Annotated in this window: 8 protein-coding genes; 2 read left to right on the top strand and 6 right to left on the bottom strand. The window is 51.1% G+C overall.

Annotated features, from left to right (window positions below; translation table 11 throughout):
* The 3 genes from MXE39_RS12005 to pdxH all read right to left on the bottom strand — a co-directional run.
* Window positions 1-1,702: hypothetical protein (locus MXE39_RS12005; protein ID WP_247074173.1), on the bottom strand; the 1,702-nt coding region annotated here is incomplete at its 3' end.
* Between the two features lie 299 nt (window positions 1,703-2,001).
* The gene (locus MXE39_RS13125) at window positions 2,002-2,898 is read right to left on the bottom strand and encodes a DUF2726 domain-containing protein (protein WP_246978961.1); all 897 of its coding nucleotides are present in this window, start codon (window positions 2,896-2,898) and stop codon (window positions 2,002-2,004) included.
* A 395-nt stretch (window positions 2,899-3,293) separates the two neighbouring features.
* On the bottom strand, window positions 3,294-3,935 hold the full coding sequence (gene pdxH, locus MXE39_RS11995) for a pyridoxamine 5'-phosphate oxidase (RefSeq protein ID WP_246978960.1): 642 nt from the start codon (window positions 3,933-3,935) through the stop codon (window positions 3,294-3,296).
* Window positions 3,936-5,118: 1,183 nt separating this feature from the next.
* Between pdxH and MXE39_RS11990 the strand changes: the two genes are divergently transcribed.
* The gene (locus MXE39_RS11990) at window positions 5,119-6,333 is read left to right on the top strand and encodes an acetate kinase (RefSeq protein WP_348647482.1); all 1,215 of its coding nucleotides are present in this window, start codon (window positions 5,119-5,121) and stop codon (window positions 6,331-6,333) included.
* A 707-nt stretch (window positions 6,334-7,040) separates the two neighbouring features.
* Here MXE39_RS11990 and MXE39_RS11985 read toward each other — a convergent pair.
* The 3 genes from MXE39_RS11985 to pepD all read right to left on the bottom strand — a co-directional run bounded on the left by MXE39_RS11985 (window position 7,041) and on the right by pepD (window position 15,603).
* The gene (locus MXE39_RS11985; protein WP_246978958.1) at window positions 7,041-10,532 is read right to left on the bottom strand and encodes an efflux RND transporter permease subunit; all 3,492 of its coding nucleotides are present in this window, start codon (window positions 10,530-10,532) and stop codon (window positions 7,041-7,043) included.
* Between the two features lie 232 nt (window positions 10,533-10,764).
* The gene (locus tag MXE39_RS11980) at window positions 10,765-11,997 is read right to left on the bottom strand and encodes an efflux RND transporter periplasmic adaptor subunit (RefSeq protein ID WP_247074171.1); all 1,233 of its coding nucleotides are present in this window, start codon (window positions 11,995-11,997) and stop codon (window positions 10,765-10,767) included.
* A gap of 2,109 nt (window positions 11,998-14,106) precedes the next feature.
* Window positions 14,107-15,603 (bottom strand): beta-Ala-His dipeptidase, encoded by a 1,497-nt coding sequence (gene pepD, locus MXE39_RS11975; RefSeq protein WP_246978956.1) that lies wholly within the window; start codon window positions 15,601-15,603, stop codon window positions 14,107-14,109.
* Window positions 15,604-17,156: 1,553 nt separating this feature from the next.
* On the opposite strand from pepD, the gene MXE39_RS11970 reads away from it, so the two are divergent.
* Complete coding sequence (locus tag MXE39_RS11970; RefSeq protein WP_246978955.1) at window positions 17,157-17,636, top strand: hypothetical protein; 480 nt, start codon at window positions 17,157-17,159, stop codon at window positions 17,634-17,636.
* Window positions 17,637-17,914 lie beyond the last annotated feature (278 nt).

Raw genomic sequence — 17,914 nt, 5'->3', positions numbered from 1 at the left:
TCTTTTTCTTGCCAAACAGAGAATCGATATGAGGCAGCTTCCTTACCTGTGAAATAGCGGAATTTACGCGCAAATCAGCAATCTCATTAGCCATTGCCTGAAGACAAACAGTGGTTATACCAAGATCCTCAAGGATTTTCCTTGCAGACTTGAACGTTGCTCGCGTGATGGTTGGGAGCTTTCCCTCCTCACCAATATGAATCTGAACCTCTTTCAGACCATTAATAATCGAGTTGATGTCAGATGCAGGAATGTCTGCTGCATATCCGATAAGTGAGCGAATAACGCATGCTATGAAGCTGCAGGCAATTCGTGCATTTATGCCCTCGTCAAAATGAGAGTGCAGAATGTTAGGGCCAATTTGGGGATTGTTAACAGAGAAGGTCTTATCAACACAGTCACGGGTGCTGTACCTGGCATAGGCTTCTGCCGCTGCCAGAGGTAAGGAGGAGGCAATGGAAAAATACCCCATGGATCCGCAATCTCTCTGCAACTGCTCACGATCCAGATACACCTCAGAACCGCCAGAGTCATTGCTGACAATTTGCACAACCTGACTGAATTCAGGATTTATTGAAACACTGGTCTTGCCACTGGCGATAAGACCCTTGACCCGCTCATACTCGAGCATTGCCTTATCCATATGATGGATGAAGCGTTCTGCCCCATTAACTCCATGAAAGAAAAGGGAAACACAGTATTCCCTCTCGCTTCCTCTGAACAGCTTTTGTCTTGAAGAAACACCATACAGACCGCCCTCTTTAACTATGGTGTTGACCTTGAAGTAAATCTCGGCAGAGTGATCTTTCATCATGCTCTGATGTGCATAAGTCTCGGCTTTGAGCATCATGATCCAGTTATAGCCCAGGCTTTCAACCAGGCTGATAATCTCATCACCATTGAAACCTCGGTCAAGAATGACGCCCTCAACCTCAATGCCAGCCTGTGCAAGAAGCTTGATGATCTTTTCAAAGGCAGTTGCATCGGTCATGTTGCCACGGTTTACGAGCCAGGTTACAGGCATGTTAATCCCGGCTGCAACAGCCCATATCTGGCCGACAATGTTTGATGAGGTACCCGACTTTGACTTACCCTGGGCAGCAAGCTCAGATTGCGTGGCCTTACAGTCATCATTAGTGCCGTCGACTGCAAGCCATACCTTCTTGATAGAGAACCTGTCACGGCAAGCATACAACCACTGTTCTCTCAGAGTGGTTATCTCATCACTGTCAGTTGATTTGAACTCACGTGAATACCATGCATCATCCTTAGGCTTGATTGAGAAAGTTGCATTCTTTCGGGCATAGTCAGGGAAGTGTGTCAGAGCATTTGTGTTCTCGCTAATGTTGAACAGGGCGTAGTCCATGAAGGCATTGCCTTTCTCTGGGCCAAATGCAGCCTGAACAGCCTGATATAGACCACTGCTCTCTGAAACTGCCAATGCAGCCGCATAAAGACCTGATGACAGGCTTTGATCCTGCTTTTTATCGGGTCCATAGTGAGCCTCCCACAGGTCACTGTGCATCCTGCGAAAGTTATCGTTTGGAAGCATGTTGCCATTGGAAAGCAGCTGGCCAATGATGTACCGACGCCTCTTGCCAGAGGTGTCCCTGTAGTAGACAGAAACCTCATTAGTTTTTCTGTCAGGAGTAGCAAAGTCAGGTACAGATATTTCGTGCAGGTTTCGATAAATATAGCCCATAAACATGCCCAGGATAATTTTCACGTATCGTGAAAATGTTCCAGTATATTTTAATGTATTATTATAAGTGTTTTATTATAAGAAAAAACGCCTTGTTTATCATGAAAAGCAAGGGGATTTATATGGGGATTAAAGTAATATCCTTTGTAATTGTTCACGGTTCTATGCAAAATTAGCGTTTGTAACCTGAGTCCGATGCGGCAGTGCGCCGCCTCAGGCAGCAGCTGCATTCCAGAGCCGGAGGCAGCGGCGGCTGCCGACGGCGCCTTTGGCTCTGACAGTGGCTGCCTGACATGAGGCTAGAGGCGGCGAATGTCAGGCTTCTGGTAGATATTGGTGATGTGGAATATTGGCAGGCCGGCGGCTGTGCATACTCTGTCCAGGCGGCGGTCGCGCAGCTTGCGGTCGGCATTGAGGTGTGTTGGGTCATCAAGCTCAATGGCGCAGACAATACGGTCCGTGGCCTTTTCAACCAGCACGAAGTCAAAGCTCATGTTGTGGCATTTCTGACCAAAGGTGCGGCGTTCCTGAACGCTGAGATCTGATACATCAACGTTGATGCCCAGAGCTGATCCCACGCTTACCTGGCAGTAGACATAGTACTGATGGCCAAACCAGATGCGCAGCTTTTCCAGATAGCTGTGCTCGAAATTGGTTACCAGGAACTTGCGCCCAGTGACAGCACCAGCCTTAATCATAGTGCTGAAGATACGGTCCATGTCATCAAAGTCACCGCCTTTGATGTCCTTGGGCTGAACCTTCTTGACCAGCTCGTTAAAGGAATCGGTAGCTTTGGGATGAGTAAACTCGGTGGCATTTTCCTTGTTGGACGAGAGGAAGTCCATTTTGGAGGTGAGGCTCTTATCATCATCATCGCCTCGGCCAAAAAGACCACGATGACGTCTGGCGGCGCCATTTTTGTTCCTGCTGCCAAAAAGTCCGCCACGACCACCACTGTCATTGTCCTTATCGCCGCCTTTGCGCGAATCATGAGAACTGTTCTTTTTATGGCTCCAGCCACGGTTGCCTTTACGGCCTCCGGACTGGTTGCGTCCTTTGCTGCCCTTCCTGTCGGCATCAGAATTTTTCCGGCCGGAAAAAGGCACAAAATACAGAATTACAACTATACCAAGTATGGCCATGGCAAGATAGAGCACCATGGTCGAAGTGGACAGTGACTGGAAATATGCGAGCACGTCTTAGGCCCCTGAAAAAACTGGTCTTAGGCTGGTTAACAGCGCCACATATTAGCAAATATACCTGTCCGGGCATAGTTTGCCGCGCCCTTATCTTTGAGCTTTTGCCCTCAACAGCCTTCTTTTGCGTGCTGTGCAGTCAATAATTCCTGTCACTCAATCACGCTGCAAAGCTCATTACCAGAAAAGACGCTTTCCATAATGCATAGTTATACGTCATGCCGGGATGCCCAGCGCGCGTACTTTCAGCAAGGCCGCGTGTAGTCAGTCAGCTTGTTGCCAGCCAGCTTGTGGCCAGTCAGTGCAGGCAGGTCATGCCTGGCATGGTATGGAGTGATGCACTGCAGCTGCTGGCTTCAGGTGCAGCAGCTGCAGCTTAGGCCTGGTTTTGCTGATTATGGGGAGAGGCGGGAGGTGGCCCAGCTGCCGTCTTCCTGGAGATCGTAGATAAAGCGATCGTGGAGGCGGTTTTCGCGGCCTTGCCAGAACTCTACCTGATGGAAGAAGACGCGATAGCCGCCCCAGAATGATGGGAGGGGAACTTCGCCATTGGAGAATTTGGCCTTAATCTCCTGGAACTTGCTTTCCAGAACGGAGCGGGCACTGATACGGCTGGACTGATGGGAGGCCCAGGCGCCGATCTGGCTGTCACGTGGACGGGAGTGGAAGTATTTGATGACCTCCGGTACAGAGAGCTTTTCAGCATGGCCGACAAACATCACCTGTCGCTCCAGGTAATACCATGGAAAGAGCATGCTGATTTTATTGTTGTGCTCCAGGTGCTGTGCCTTGCGTGAGCCCAGATTGGTAAAGAATACCAGGGACTTTTCATCGTAGTTTTTGAGCAGCACCATACGTGAGTAAGGCTGACCTGTCTGGTCCACTGTGCTTACTACTACACCATTAGGGTCATAAAGACCGGCATCAAGCATGTCCTTGAGCCAGCGCTCAAAGAGAGGAATAGGGGTCGGGGTCAGATCCTTTTCATCAAGACCGTTCATGGTATAGCTGCGGCGCAGCGGAGCAACATCAATCATTGTTAACCTCTGAATAATCCAGTATTTATGCCCCTCATTGTAGTACGCCTGCAGTGATATGGCGCACTGTGCTGTGTTACGGCCCTCATTGCTCCGCTGCAGGGCAGCGCTGGCATGAATTCCAGCCGCTGACGCGCTGCAGCGCTGGCATGAATTCCAGCCGCTGACGCGCTGCAGCAGCTGGCAGGCGGGTGTGGCAGGTGCGACAGGGGGCTGCAGGGCTGTTGATGTTGAAGTTCTGGCTGGTATACGCCGGGGTTGATGGATGGAGCTGTCGCAGCAGGGGCAGGGCCGGGCTTTTGGCGCGCAGGGTTGACAGATATGGTGAATGGTATTTTTAGAGGGCTGAAAATGGCCCTATATTAAAAACAGTTAATTAATGCTTCCTGGGCTGTCCTTGGCACTAGATATGAGAAAAATCCCCTGGTATGGCTATCAAAAGCCGTAAATATAAGCCTTTATGGGGGACATGACCGGTGCGTAATACGCATTGTTGCCTGGCAGAAACATGGTGCATTTTCACAAAATGCATTATAAGAAAAACTTATGTAAGGCAATTTTCATACGACTGAAAAACGGCCTGGATATGCTGTTCTGGTTTGAAGTATGTAGGATAAAAGTGCAACTGTATCGCTTTTTGATATTTATTTTACTTAGTTATTAAAGTCACTGTATTATAGTTACCATTAACAGACAGCGGTGTTGAAAATTACAAATCCCCAAGACAAGCGGTCTGCTGGACTTTTTGATATATGTTCTCACTACAAATTTTCCCTCAAATTTGAGCTGCATCGAATTTATGAAAAATCGCTTTTTAGGGCTGGTGCTATAATGAACCCCGGTCAAGCATGGGAATGAACACCGTATTTATCTGTTGTTCTGATTAATTAAATCCGCTTCTGGCGGTTTTTTGTTATCTAAATGTCCTGGTATGAAAAGGACAGTGCAGCAGGTCATCAGGCGCTGACTGAGTCACCGGAAATTCCGGGATAACAGTCATGGTCAACGATTATCCCGCCATGGTGATCAGGCTGATGCACGGTGCTTGAGATCTTTAATGCTGCACAGAGGTGAGTCTGTGCGGGGATTGCCCTACATAAGGGGTCTGTCATAACCAGCCCGGCTTGACAGGTTGTTCAAATAACGGGTTTTGTTTAGTCATCTAGGGTACACAATGTCTACTATCAATCAGTCAGTATTAGTCATCAACTGCGGCAGCTCATCAGTTAAGTTCGCTATCATGAATCCACAGGACGGCAAGGTTCACTTAAGCGGTATCGCTGAGGCCATGAACCTGCCTGAGGCTTTCATCTCCTGGCGTTTTGGCGATGAGGACAAGCAGAAGGCTAACATCTCCGGTTACAACCATGAGCAGGCACTGGCTTACCTCGTTGATAACATCTTAAGCTCCCACAAGGATCTGCTTGATTCCATCGTAGCCTGCGGTCACCGCATTGTGCACGGCGGCGAGTACTACAGCGCCCCAACCCAGATTGACGACGAAGTTTTAGCCAACATTGAGAAGGTTATTCCTTTCGCTCCTTTACACAACCCGGCACACATCCTGGGTATCAAGGCTGCCCGTACCTCTTTCCCATCCATTCCACACGTAGCTGTCTTTGACACTGCTTTCCACCAGACCATGCCTCCAGTGGCCTACCGTTTTGCCATCCCTGAGGAGTACTACACCAAGGGCGGTATCCGTCGTTACGGCGCTCACGGTACTTCCCACATGTACCTGGCTCAAGAAGCTGCACGTCTCCTGGGCAAGAAGGTTGAGGACACCAACGTAATTACCTGCCACCTGGGCGGCGGCGCTTCCGTATGTGCTGTTAAGGGCGGCAAGTGCATGGACACCTCCATGGGTCTGACTCCACTTGACGGTCTGGTAATGGGTACCAGAACTGGTGCTATCGACCCATCCGTAGTATTCTTCCTCTGCGATCCAAAGAACAATGGCTTATCCGTAGAGGAAGTTAAGGACATCTTCAACAAGAAGTCCGGTTTATTAGGTCTGTCCGGCGTATCCTCCGACATGCGTCCTATCTGTGAGGGTTACGAGAACGGCGACGCTAACTGCACCCTGGCTCTGGAGTCCTTCTCCTACCGTCTGGCCAAGTTCATCGCTTCCTACTTCGTACCAGTAGGCCGCGTTGACGCCATCGTATTCTCCGGCGGTATCGGTGAGAACTGCTGGGAAGCCCGTTTATTAACCTGCAAGTACTTAAAGGAATCCTTCGGCATCGAGATCGACGAAGACCTCAACCTCAAGGCCCTGGGCCGTCTGGGTTTCGAGGGTGGCGTAATCTCCAGTCCAGAGTCCAGATTCCCTGTTTACATGATCCCAACCAACGAAGAGCTGGTTATCGCCCAGTCTTCCATGAAGTTCGTCAAGTAATTTACAGCTTCACCTTAAAAGGCGCCGGCCACCAGGCCGGCAGCCTCAGCAAAAAAGGCAGCTCTCATCCATGGGGCTGCCTTTTTTGTTTTGTAAATTATCTGTGCAGCCATTGCCCGGCATACTGTGCCCGACCGCAGGCATATTCAGACCAGCTCTTAATGCACCGTGTGTCTGGGTAGCTCCCGGCTCTGTAAGCCTCACGGCTCTTACAGCCTCCGGCACTGACAGATCACCGCTCGGGCAGTGCATCATGCATTGGCCGCGCACCCGTCCTGGCGAAATGCACTTCTTTCAGGGGCAATAAGAGTTGCCTGTCAGCTCAGTGCGGTTCATGGCTCACGCTCAGCATGGTGATACGCTGCTCGGCGTGTTTACAGCAGCCTCCTGCGCGGCACACCTTGCATTGCTCCAGCTGGGCACTGAATGCGCTCCTGGTCATTGCTGCGGCTCTGGTTATGGGCCGTGCCAGTGGCCGCAGCCAGGTCTGCAGCACTGCCATGTCTGCAGCCTCTGCCGGGTCTGCAGCATCTGCCTGCAGCCTCTTAGGGAGGCTGTATTGCCAGGGGCTGAAGGGGGCCGGATCAGATGATCCGTGGCGTAGGGTGCGCAAAGCAAAACGCCCTCCTGTCTTGCGATCGGAGGGCGTTTGAGCGTCTGAACAGCCCCCTGACAGGGGCTGTCAGAGAGCTGCTTTATTGCTGTACTCAGCTGCGTTTTTGGTCAGAGCTGTCGTCTTTGGATGTTGCGTCAGCATTGGCATCCGTTTTTTCGGTGACCGGGGAGCTGCTGTGCTGCCTGTCAGCGCTGTCCAGGGCGGCAGCCTCAGACGTGTCTACGGGGACGTAGTCCTTGTCCGTACTCTCAGGATGTTCGTGTGGATGTGACCATTCTTTGTCATTGGCATTGCTGGTCACCTCATCCTGGATTTTGCTGCCACGCTTTTTCTTCTTTTTTCCTGAAGAGGTGCCAGATGAGGCGGCGTCTGAAACCTTTTGAGCATTGTCACCTGCAGCCTGGCCAGCATCGGCGGCCAGAGCGGCGTCGGCTGCTCTTTCAGCCAGCATGTTGTGGTAGCGGCGGCGACGGCGTCCTGGTGGATTAAACATCAGGGAGATGACCACGAAGAAGGCCGGCACCATAATAAGACCCAGTGAGGTGGCAAATACGGTACCGCCAAATACACCTGTACCAATGGACTGCTGGGAAGCAGCACCGGCGCCCTTGGCGCTCAGCAGTGGCAGAACACCGAGCAGGAACGCAATGGAGGTCATGACAATAGGGCGGAAACGCAGTGCGGCAGCCTCCTGGGCGCTGCGCAGCAGGGAGCGGCCCTGCTGGCGGAACTGGTGGGCGTATTCGACAATGAGAATGGCGTTTTTCGCCGACAGACCTCCCGTAGTCAACAGACCTACCTGCAGGTAAACATCATTGGCCATACCTCGGAAAGCCACAAATAGCAGGGCACCGAAAATACCGATAGGCACGATGAGCATAACGGCAAAAGGAATAGACCAGGACTCATACAGGGCTGCAAGGCTCAGGAATACCACCAGAGCCGAGATGATAAAGAGGGCGCCCTGATTGGAACCGGTGAGCTTTTCCTGATAGGAAATACCGGCCCAGGCATAACCGTAGTTGCCCGGATGCTGCTCGATAATTCGGGCGATTTCATCCATGGCCTCACCTGAGGAGACGCCAGGAGCCGGGTCACCAAAGATGGATATGGAGGATACGCCGTTAAAGCGCTCAAGCTGCTGAGGGCCATAGGTCCACTCAACACTGCCTACGGTGTCAAAAGACACCATCTTGCCTTCCTTGTTCTTGAAGTAGAGCTTGTTGAGATCAGATGGCAGAGCACGGAAGTGGGCGTCAGCCTGAACATAAACCTTCTTGACACGGCCACGGTCCATAAAGTCATTGACGTAGGTACCGCCCCAGGCAATCTGGAGGTTTTCATTGATGGTGGACGGTTCAAGCTGGAACTGACCGGCACGGAAGTCATCAATATTGATATTAAGCTGCAGGGCATCGGCCTGAGCATTGGAGCGCACGTTATACAGAACAGGGCTGGAACGGGCCTGTCTTACTATGTCCTCAACATCCTTCATGAACTGCTCATGGCTGTTGCCCATGATGTTCTGAACATAGACATAAAAGCCTGAGGAACCACCCATACCGGAAATGGATGCAGGCATGGACATACGGATTTCGGCATCAGGATAATTGTCAAAGTACTCCTTGGCGCGGGCCAGAATTGCCTGAGCGCTGTTTTCCGGACCCTCACGCATTTCCCATGGAACCAGCCTGATGCTGGCGTTGGCAGTGGCCTGACCCTTGGAGCTGCCACCTGAACCCAGAGACAGCAGAATACCCTTGATATTGTCTACTTCATGCTCAAGGAAGTAGTTCTCCACATCACGTCCTACCTTGGCAGTCTGAGCCATGGTTGAGGATGATGGCAGGATAATACGTACTGAAATAACGCCCTGGTCCTCAATAGGCAGGAATGAGCTTGGGATTTTATTAAAGAGCCAGCCGGTAGCGCCAATCAGGGCAAAGAAAAAGACCATGACCTGAATCTTGTGGCGCAGGCAGTAATAGTTGATCTTCAGGTAGCCGTTCTGGAGCACATTAAAGAAGCTGTCGAACAGTGACATCAGGCCACGGCGGGCAGGAGCGTGCGGATTACGGCGATGTACCTTGAGAATAGTGGCGCACAGGGCCGGAGTAATGATTACGGCTACGATAATGGAAACCACCATTGAGGCCACAATGGTTACTGAGAACTGGCGGTAGATATTACCCGTAGCTCCTGAGAAGAAGGACATAGGGGTAAATACGGCCACAATAACCAGACCCACACCAAACAGAGCCGAGGTGATTTCGTTCATCGATTTCACCGAGGCCTCATAAGGCGAGAGGTCTTCCGTGTAGATAAGTCGGTTGACGTTCTCCACCACCACAATGGCATCGTCTACGAGCAGACCAATGGCCAGCACCATGGCGAACATGGTGAGGGTATTGATCGAGTAGCCAAAGAAGTACAGCACCACAATGGTTGCTGAAAGCACGATTGGGATAGTCAGAGACACGATCAGGGTAGATCGTATGTCTCTTAAGAAGAGCAGGATAACCAGCGACACCAGAATCAGCGCTTCAACCAGGGTCTTGGCTACTTCATAAAGCGAGGCCTTAACGAAAGGCACGGTGTCATATGGAATGGCGTATTCAAGATTGTTCGGATAGAGCGGGCGCAGATGCTCAAGCTCGGCCTTGACCTTTTCAGCTACCTCAACGGCATTGGCGCCGTCTGCAAGGCTGATCTGCAGGGAGGCCATAGGGCTCTTGTTGTAATTACCAAAGTAGTTGTAGGAGCTGCGGCCCATTTCAATACGGGCAATATCCTTGAGGTAAACGGCAGCACCAGAGGTTGTGACCTTGACCAGAATCTTTTCAAAGTCGCCTATGCTCTGCAGAAGCTCACGTGACTTGATGGTTACGTTAATGGTCTGCTCGGGCACTGATGGCAGACCGCCCAGCTGACCTACGGAAATCTGCTTGTTCTGGTTTTTAATGGCCTGAACAACTTCAGAGGGATTGAGTTTGTACTGCTTAAGCTTGTTGTTATCAAGCCAGATACGCATGGCATAGGATGAGCCGAATACCGAGACATCACCTACACCGTTAAGACGGGAAATAGGGTCCTGAACGACAGATACCAGGAAGTCTGCAATGTCCTCCTGGCTCATGGAATCATTGGTGGTATAGAAAGAAATGGTCTGCAGCACATCATCTGAGACCTTGCGTACTCTGACACCCGATCGCTGAACCGAGTCCGGCAGACGCGACAGTACGCCGCTCAGACGGTTCTGTACCTGCATCTGGGCAACGTCCACATCGACGTTGGTATCAAAGGAAAAGCGGAAACGGGCATTACCATCAGAGGTAGTAGTGGTTGAAAAGTAGATCAGTCCGTCCAGACCTGTCATTTCCTGCTCAATAATCTGAGCTACGGAGTTTTCCACTGTCTGGGCAGAGGCACCGGAGTAGGAGGTGCTGACGCTTACTGTAGGCGGGGCAATTTCCGGAAAGCGCGCAATCTTCATGCGCGGCAGACAGATAAGGCCCACGATCATAATCATGATCGCGATAACCCATGCTGCTACAGGTCGGTCAATGAAAAATTTACTGATCATGGCAATTCCTTGAGATGCTCAAACCTCTGAGCATCCGATTGTCGTTCTTTTCAGTGTCTATTTGCAGCCCAGGCAGGGCAGCCCCTGCAGGGCAGGTCCTGATGGCAGATCCGTGCGGCCAGTGCAGCGCGCCGTGCCAGGGGGCGGGCGCTGCGCGCCACAGTGATGCTTACAGACGAGCCTTATGGTAGCTTTAGCTCGTATGCCTGAACAGGAGTGCTTAAGTGTTCTCTTAAGGCATTGAGGTGGCAGGAGCACTGGCCGAGCTCTGACCAAGGCCTGAGGCGCTGGTGGTAGGGTTGGATACGGCCTTTACGGCTGCTTCCTTGTTCTTGTCGCCCTTGGCGCCATCAAGAGTGATATTCACACCGTCCTGATTGATAACGCGAATACGTGAACCCTGACGTAATGCGGCAGCACCTGAAATTACTACTTCATAGGAGCTGTCGAGGCCATCCAGAATCTGCCAGCCGTCGTTATACAGCTCGCCCAGCTGCACCGGAGTCTGCAGTACGCGGTCTTCCTGAACGGTATAGACATAGGCATTGCCCTTAGGGTCACGCATTACGGCCTTGGCAGGCAGGGTCATGATGTTCTGGGAGACACCGCCATTGACCTTACAGACTACGGCCATACCTGGCAGCAGCAGATGATCAGGGTTGTCAAAAATGGCTCTTAAGGACAGAGCACCGGAATCTTCATCTACCAGTACTTCAGACAGGCTCAGATTACCAAGGTGACTGTAAAGGGTGCCGTCTTCAAAGTATAAGGAGACGTCATAGGCGCGATCATTGAGGTAGATGGAACCGTCAATCAGACCCTGACGCAGACGGCGCCACTCAAGGGAGCTCTGCTCCATGTCCACATATACCTTGTCGAGGTCAATGATGGTGGCCAGAGGAGTGTTCTGATTGGCGTTAACCAGGGCGCCTCGGGTAATCTTTGAGGAGCCGATAATGCCGGCAATAGGGGCACGTACGGTAGTGTAGGCAAGGGAAATCTTGGCCTTATCAAGGGCGGCCTTGTAGAGCTTTTCATCAGCCTGAGCCAGCTCATAGGCCAGCAGGGCGTCATCACGCTCCTTTTCACTGGCAGAGCGGCGGCGATAGAGCATGTTGTAACGCTCATAATCCTTAAGGGCCATCTTTCTCTGCACCACGGCTCTTTCATAGGATGCCTGGGCATGCTCAAGGCTGGCCATGAATGGTGCCGGGTCAATCTCATACAAAGGTGTGCCCTGCTCTACGGCTGAACCTTCTTCAAAGAGGCGGTTGAGCACGATACCATCAACCTGAGGTCGTACGTCAGCGCGGGTAAAGGCGCGCACACGGCCGCTGAGCGTAAAGGAACGCTCCCGGTTTTTAAACTCAGGGTGAATGGTGCTTACTTCAAAGAAGACATCGGCAGCCGAAGGAGTGGAGGCTGTTTTGGGCCTGTCATCGCAACCGGCAGTAAAAAGGGACATAACACCCAATGAGGTGATGATCAGCACCAGACGGCTGACAAGGGATAATTTGCTGCGGTATTCAGGTCCAGGATGAGGCATAAGACAGAGGATCCTTGTTCCCATTAAGGTCGGCAGTCATCAGCTGCAGTTGCTGCAGGGCTCCGCTGCTGCATAAGGGCAGACGTGGCAGGAGCAGCATAAAGTGCACAGGTTGCATTGTGACTGTAAGACAGAATGCATAGACATAATTCAGGCCTGAGACACAGCTGCAGGCTTGAAGTTATGAAGTGATGCCCCTGAGCTGAAGAACATAAGGCTCAGGACATCTGCCCCGGGCAGGGCGTTTAATAATCGGGGCCGGGCGCCTGCAAAAACAGGCTGCTCCGGCCATACTGGTAAGCATGTCTGAGACCATGGAGGTCTCACCAGAAATCAATCACTGCCGCCCTGTAAAATTTCAGTCAACTCAGGGCCTGATGAGCAGTGAGATAAGTGATGTAGTGATAAGGGCAATATCTTATAGCCAAATATCACCGTTGCCGCCATACAGACCAGCGCTGGCAGTAAAGACAAAGTGTCATTGAAGACAAAGGGGCAAAACCGAAGCAGCTGTAATGACCTTAAAAGTCATAGCAGCCACAGCTCCTTGCCTCAGTATGTATCAGCAGGATATCAGCACCGCACACCAGATCCTGTCAGAGCGTACAGGTATTGAGATACTTACGTAAATCTGCAGGATAATGCCGGGTTTTGACCGCCTGACTTTATCAGACTGGTTCAGGCTCCTGGGCACGTGAAGCTGTCATCTGCACTGAGCTCTTCCACATAAGCCTGAAGTGCAGAGGCAAAGCGGCACTGTATATCATAGCCGCTCAGTCCTGGTTTTGAATGAGCGGCGGCCTTTTGAGGTCAAATAAGTGCCTTAATGCACCATGGAACGCATGGTGCCCACAGATCGACGGCAGACTGCTAACTCAGCGATCCTGCACGGCCATCTCACGCAGCGAACCTGTGCGACCATCTCATTCAGCGAACCGTTGCGGCCATCTCACGCAGCGAACCGGTGTGGCCATTTCACGCAGCGAACCGGTGTGGCCATTTCACGCAGCGAACCGGTGCGGCCATCTCATTCAGCGAACCGGTGCAGCAAGCACATGCACAGCGGTCCTGTGCCATGGGGCGCGAGGTGAATCGCGCCCGGTACTGTTTAAAGCACAGGCAGCGGCAGGGCTGGAAGAAATTTAGCATGCATTGGTCACCATCACATTGAAGTTACAGGGGGCGGTGAACCGAGCCCAACAATGAAATATATAGACTTTTTTCAGAAATTTCACTGTTTTGAGTGGAAAAGTCAGATAAAGTGCCTGAATTTTTTCCCCAGGGCATTTTTTTCTCAAAAACACAGCGGCAGGACAAATAAAAAAGGCCTTGTCATATGCTCTGACAAGGCCCTTTTGCTAATCAAATGCGCTTACGTTACTTCTATTCGGAACGTGCATTCATAGTAAACAATGAAACTTAGCTTTTACTTAGAAAGTTAACTATGTCACAAAATTTGATATTGATTTTTATTTTTACCATGGTTCATACCATACGGCATTTTCTCCTGTAGTGACCACAGCCGCCCTGGCAAAAGCTCATAATCATCCCCGTCACCGCCGCCAACAGGCATCTTTAGTCGAAAACGGTCATTCAGTCACTTCAATCAGGCATCCAGGACTGGTATCTCGCCGGCTATCTCAATCTGGTATCTCAACCATGCATCTCGCCGGATATCTCAATCTGGCATCTCGCCGGATATCCAAGCCTGGCATATCGCCTGGCTGGCATGCTGGCCTTGAATCTCAATCTGGCGTATCGACCAGGTGGTAATCACAGCAGGACGCGCTGATCCTGACCTTGGCTTTGTCTTGCTATGAAAGGAAACAGCATGGGCATGGTCACAGGCAGTGACGGCTGAGGGAATGGACCTGGCAGGCCCAAAAAACAAAGGACAGTTCCATAAAGGGAACTGTCCTTTGCTGTTACCGCATCAGCGCACTGTACGCCATACATACGGCCGGCTCGTACGGTCTGTGTATGGCAGGCTGAATCAGGCCTGGCAGTTACTGGTGTGCATCTGTTCTGTTAGTCCAGACGGTTGAGTGTGGACTTGAGAATAGAGTAGATCTGCTCGGTGTGGCGGATGGAGCAGCACTCGTCAGGGGAGTGAGGGCTGCGTACGGTAGGGCCAAGGGAGATCATCTGAAGTTCTGGATTGGCTTTGGCAAAGTAGCCAGTCTCAAGACCTGCGTGAATGCTGGTGATCTTGACCTCCAGATCGCACTGCTTACGGTACTCATCCTTGAGAATGTCGATAAGGCGGCTTGAGGTTGGAGAGGTCCAGCCAAAGCTGCGGCCTGAGAAGCCGGCTTCAACATTGTCCAGCAGAGAGCAGATGCAGTCGATCTTGTCGATAACATCATCAAGGCCATGGTCCTTGAGGGAGCGTGGCAGCAGACCGATAACGATGGAATCATTACGGGTTCTTACAGTGGACAGGTTGCAGGAGGTCTCAACTACACCCTTGTACTCACGGGACATTCTGATAACGCCATTTGGCAGAGCGCGCAGCAGGGAAATCAGATTCTGAGATGAGGTGTAGGACAGAGCGGTAGCCTGCAGCGGGCAGCTGCCCAGAATCAGGTGCATGTCAGGATCGGTGTCGTTGTAGAGATCCTGGTAGCGCACCATGGCCGCACGGGCGGCATCCTTGAGCTCGTTGATGGTATCCTTGGGAACAGCCAGCTCTACATAGCAGGTATGTGGGATGGAGTTTCTGATCTGACCACCGTGGAACTTCTGGATGAAGAAATCGTTGGTGTCAGCAACCTCGGCAAGGATACCGCACATGATGTCGATGGCATTGCCACGGTTTAAGTTGATATCACAGCCGGAGTGGCCGCCGCGCAGACCGGTGAGGTTGAGTACGATGGAAGTGCAGTCAACAACCTTAACCAGCTCTGGGACGAAGGTTACGTTGGCATTGATGCTGCCTGCGCAGCCAACGAAGAGCTCACCGTGGTCCTCAGAGTCGAGGTTGAGCAGGTAGTCACCCTTGAGGTACTCAGGGTCAAGCTCAATAGCTCCCTTCATGGAGCTTTCTTCTTCGACGGTGAAAATAGCGGTGATAGGGCCGTGGCTGAGTTCCTTGTCCTCAAGCAGAGCCAGGATCAGACTTACGCCCAGGCCATCGTCAGCACCAAGAGTGGTGTTGGTGGCGGTGATATAAGGGCCATCGCAGATCTCCAGCATCTTCTGGGAAACGCCTTCGCTGTCAGCGGTCATGATGCGTGGCACGATTGGATCACGGGTAAAGTCGTGAGCAAAGCCGTCACGGGCAACAGGAACCATGTCGATATGGCCCTGCATGATGATTACCGGGCTGTTTTCACGACCGGCAGATGCCTTCTTTTTGAGAATGACATTACCGCAGTCCTCAAGCTCACACTCAAGACCGTTGGTCTGAGCAAAGTTCACCAGGTACTTGGCAATGCCTCTTTCGTGACCAGAAGGGTGAGGAATGGCGCACAGATTCTGGAAGTGAGTAAAAACAGCCTGAGGAGCAAGTTCTTTGATTTCCATATGAAAAAGTTCCAGGGTGCCGACAGGGTAGCAGCCTGCACCGCAAAATATACAAACCGGCCTTTTTGAGGCGACCAGAAAGACAAAACGGGCGTAACAGCCCGCAATGGAAAAGCCTGAGAACCCGCTCTTGATACCAGACTCTCAGATGGCCCCTATATTATGTTTTATAGTCAGCTAAGGCAAGATAAAAACGGCCGTGCCGACCAATTTGATCTTAAACAGGCAGTCCGGCTCATGTACGGGCTTGAAGCATGGCACAAATGCAGCTGCCAGCTCATGGGCACAGTACATATCCCGCATCAGGCCCAGCCTCCCTCCTATTGCAGTTTTCACTCTCATAATACTGAGCAGCGATCTGCTGAACTGGTTATCTGACCAGGTTGCCAGGCTTTGGACGCGCTGCCTGTGCCATCAGAACCTGTGGTGGTGGTGCAGCCAGGCTGTGCCAAGTGTTGCCGGGATTGCTGTGGGAGTACAAATGGTGCTTTGTGCTGACCTGTAATTTATGCCTGGTATTACCTTGCAAAATGCCCAGTCTGAGGAAGTGGTAAAAATGTCCTGATCAGTCTGTCAGGTGCTTAAATAGAATTTTTTGGTGGTGAAATCGTATTTTATGTTTTAGCACTTGATATCCAGTACGCCGTGACCGGACATTTTAAGTGGCTTTTGCCTGCCTGAAATTGCTGAGCTCTAAGACAATGGCTTCTGCCAGAACTGAGGTTTTCATTGCATCACGACTGGCAGAAAACGGGACTGTGATTTGCCTTATTAATGGCTTAAATACAGGCGTTTGGAGGGCTTTGTAAGTGGTGGTGAGGGGAGTGGCTGTATGTCATGGCTACAACATATTTAAGATTGCTGGCAGGTATGACAAGTTGCTCATGCCTGTGGTTTTCATGGTATTTTACGCATGAATAATGTTTGAGCTAGAGTTCATATAATTATGCGTGAATCAGAAAACGTTATCATTCCTTTATTTTCGCCAGTTATGCCCTTAAAAAAGCTTATTGGCATGCCATTATTGAGTGCCATGGTGATCCTGAAAACTGCGAAATTATCTTAATGGCTTTTGAGTACCAGATCACAGAATTGCAATAAATGAGAATTTGCAGTACAGGCCCTATCATAAGATTATTTCAGGCGCCGATAATATAAGTACAACAGATGATTCTGCGGTGCCGTATTCAGGAAACGTTTCCTGAGCACTGCCTGGCGCCCAGTACATCCAGGTAATGCTTTTCTTTGTTGCCCTTAGATAATATTTCAGGGATAAGGCCCGCCGCAGGATAAGGACAAGGCCGGCCGTCAGCACTAATAGAATTAACTTTCCTCATGCCCCCTGGTATCAGGTGTAAATGGCGGAGAGTGTTCTGGTTTATTGTCACGGCTCAGTGGTCTGATTAAGACCTGGCCCGGCTGCACACAGCTGTACCGGCTCTGCAAAGGCAGCATGGGTGTAAGTCAGAAGAGGTGACTGTAAGATAACCGGTGTTTGCCGGTGCCGTGATTGCTCTTTCTTGTTTTCATACTGACAGTTTAGGGAGCTTATTATGTCCTTGATTACTTTGATATCTCGAAAATTCAGGTCCATGACCGTTGCTGTGGTTGCTGTTATTTTTGCCATGACCATGGGAGGATGCGGTAATTCCATCGATGATTATTCCGGTACATGGATAGGTCTTGATGAACGCGGCGGTCCACACGCAACTATCCATCAGTACGAAATCGTTCCTGGCAAGAACGAATCTGAGTACATAATCCGCGTAACCACTTCTGATTACGAGGTTACTCCAAACGCTACCAAGGCAAGATGGCGCTCTACTGAACCACATATGTTCAGCGGCCGACTCGATCCTAAGGGTAATCTGATCACCGATATCGGTGTTATCAAGGCTGACCCAAGAAACTTCCGTCTGATTTATGGCAACATCTTCCTGGTCCGCAAGGCCAAGAACACTGAGCTCAAGCTCAAGTATGTTATTCGTGACAGCCTCAAGGCCGCTCACCCGGAGATTGCTATCGAAGACTAGTTTTCAGGGTGGCTGCTTTAGCAGCTCCCAGACGCAAGCTTCCAAAAAAGGAGATCCCACAAAAGGGACCTCCTTTTTTACGCTCTAAAATCTATTATATTGCGACCACGGCAAGCCCGTCCCAAACCCGGGCCTGCAGACACATATCCATGTAGGCTTCCTTGACGGCAACATATTGATTGTTATCTTAGGTAAAATAGTGCCATGCGAACAGGGGTTGATATGCCGCATGGCAGCCCCCAGGCCGCATGACGGGTGGAATGTCCGTCGGATATTTG

The sequence above is a fragment of the Anaerobiospirillum sp. NML120511 genome (genome assembly GCF_023050955.1).
GTDB lineage: Bacteria > Pseudomonadota > Gammaproteobacteria > Enterobacterales > Succinivibrionaceae > Anaerobiospirillum.
Note: the sequence above shows the minus strand (reverse complement) of the source record. Positions and strands in the feature narration are given on the sequence as shown.

Coding starts and splice junctions, on each gene's coding strand:
- pdxH (WP_246978960.1), bottom strand. CDS start 3,935: ATGATTGATGTTGCTCCGCTGCGCCGCAGCTATACCATGAACGGTCTT.
- MXE39_RS11985 (WP_246978958.1), bottom strand. CDS start 10,532: ATGATCAGTAAATTTTTCATTGACCGACCTGTAGCAGCATGGGTTATC.
- MXE39_RS11980 (WP_247074171.1), bottom strand. CDS start 11,997: ATGTCCCTTTTTACTGCCGGTTGCGATGACAGGCCCAAAACAGCCTCC.
- pepD (WP_246978956.1), bottom strand. CDS start 15,603: ATGGAAATCAAAGAACTTGCTCCTCAGGCTGTTTTTACTCACTTCCAG.
- MXE39_RS11970 (WP_246978955.1), top strand. CDS start 17,157: ATGTCCTTGATTACTTTGATATCTCGAAAATTCAGGTCCATGACCGTT.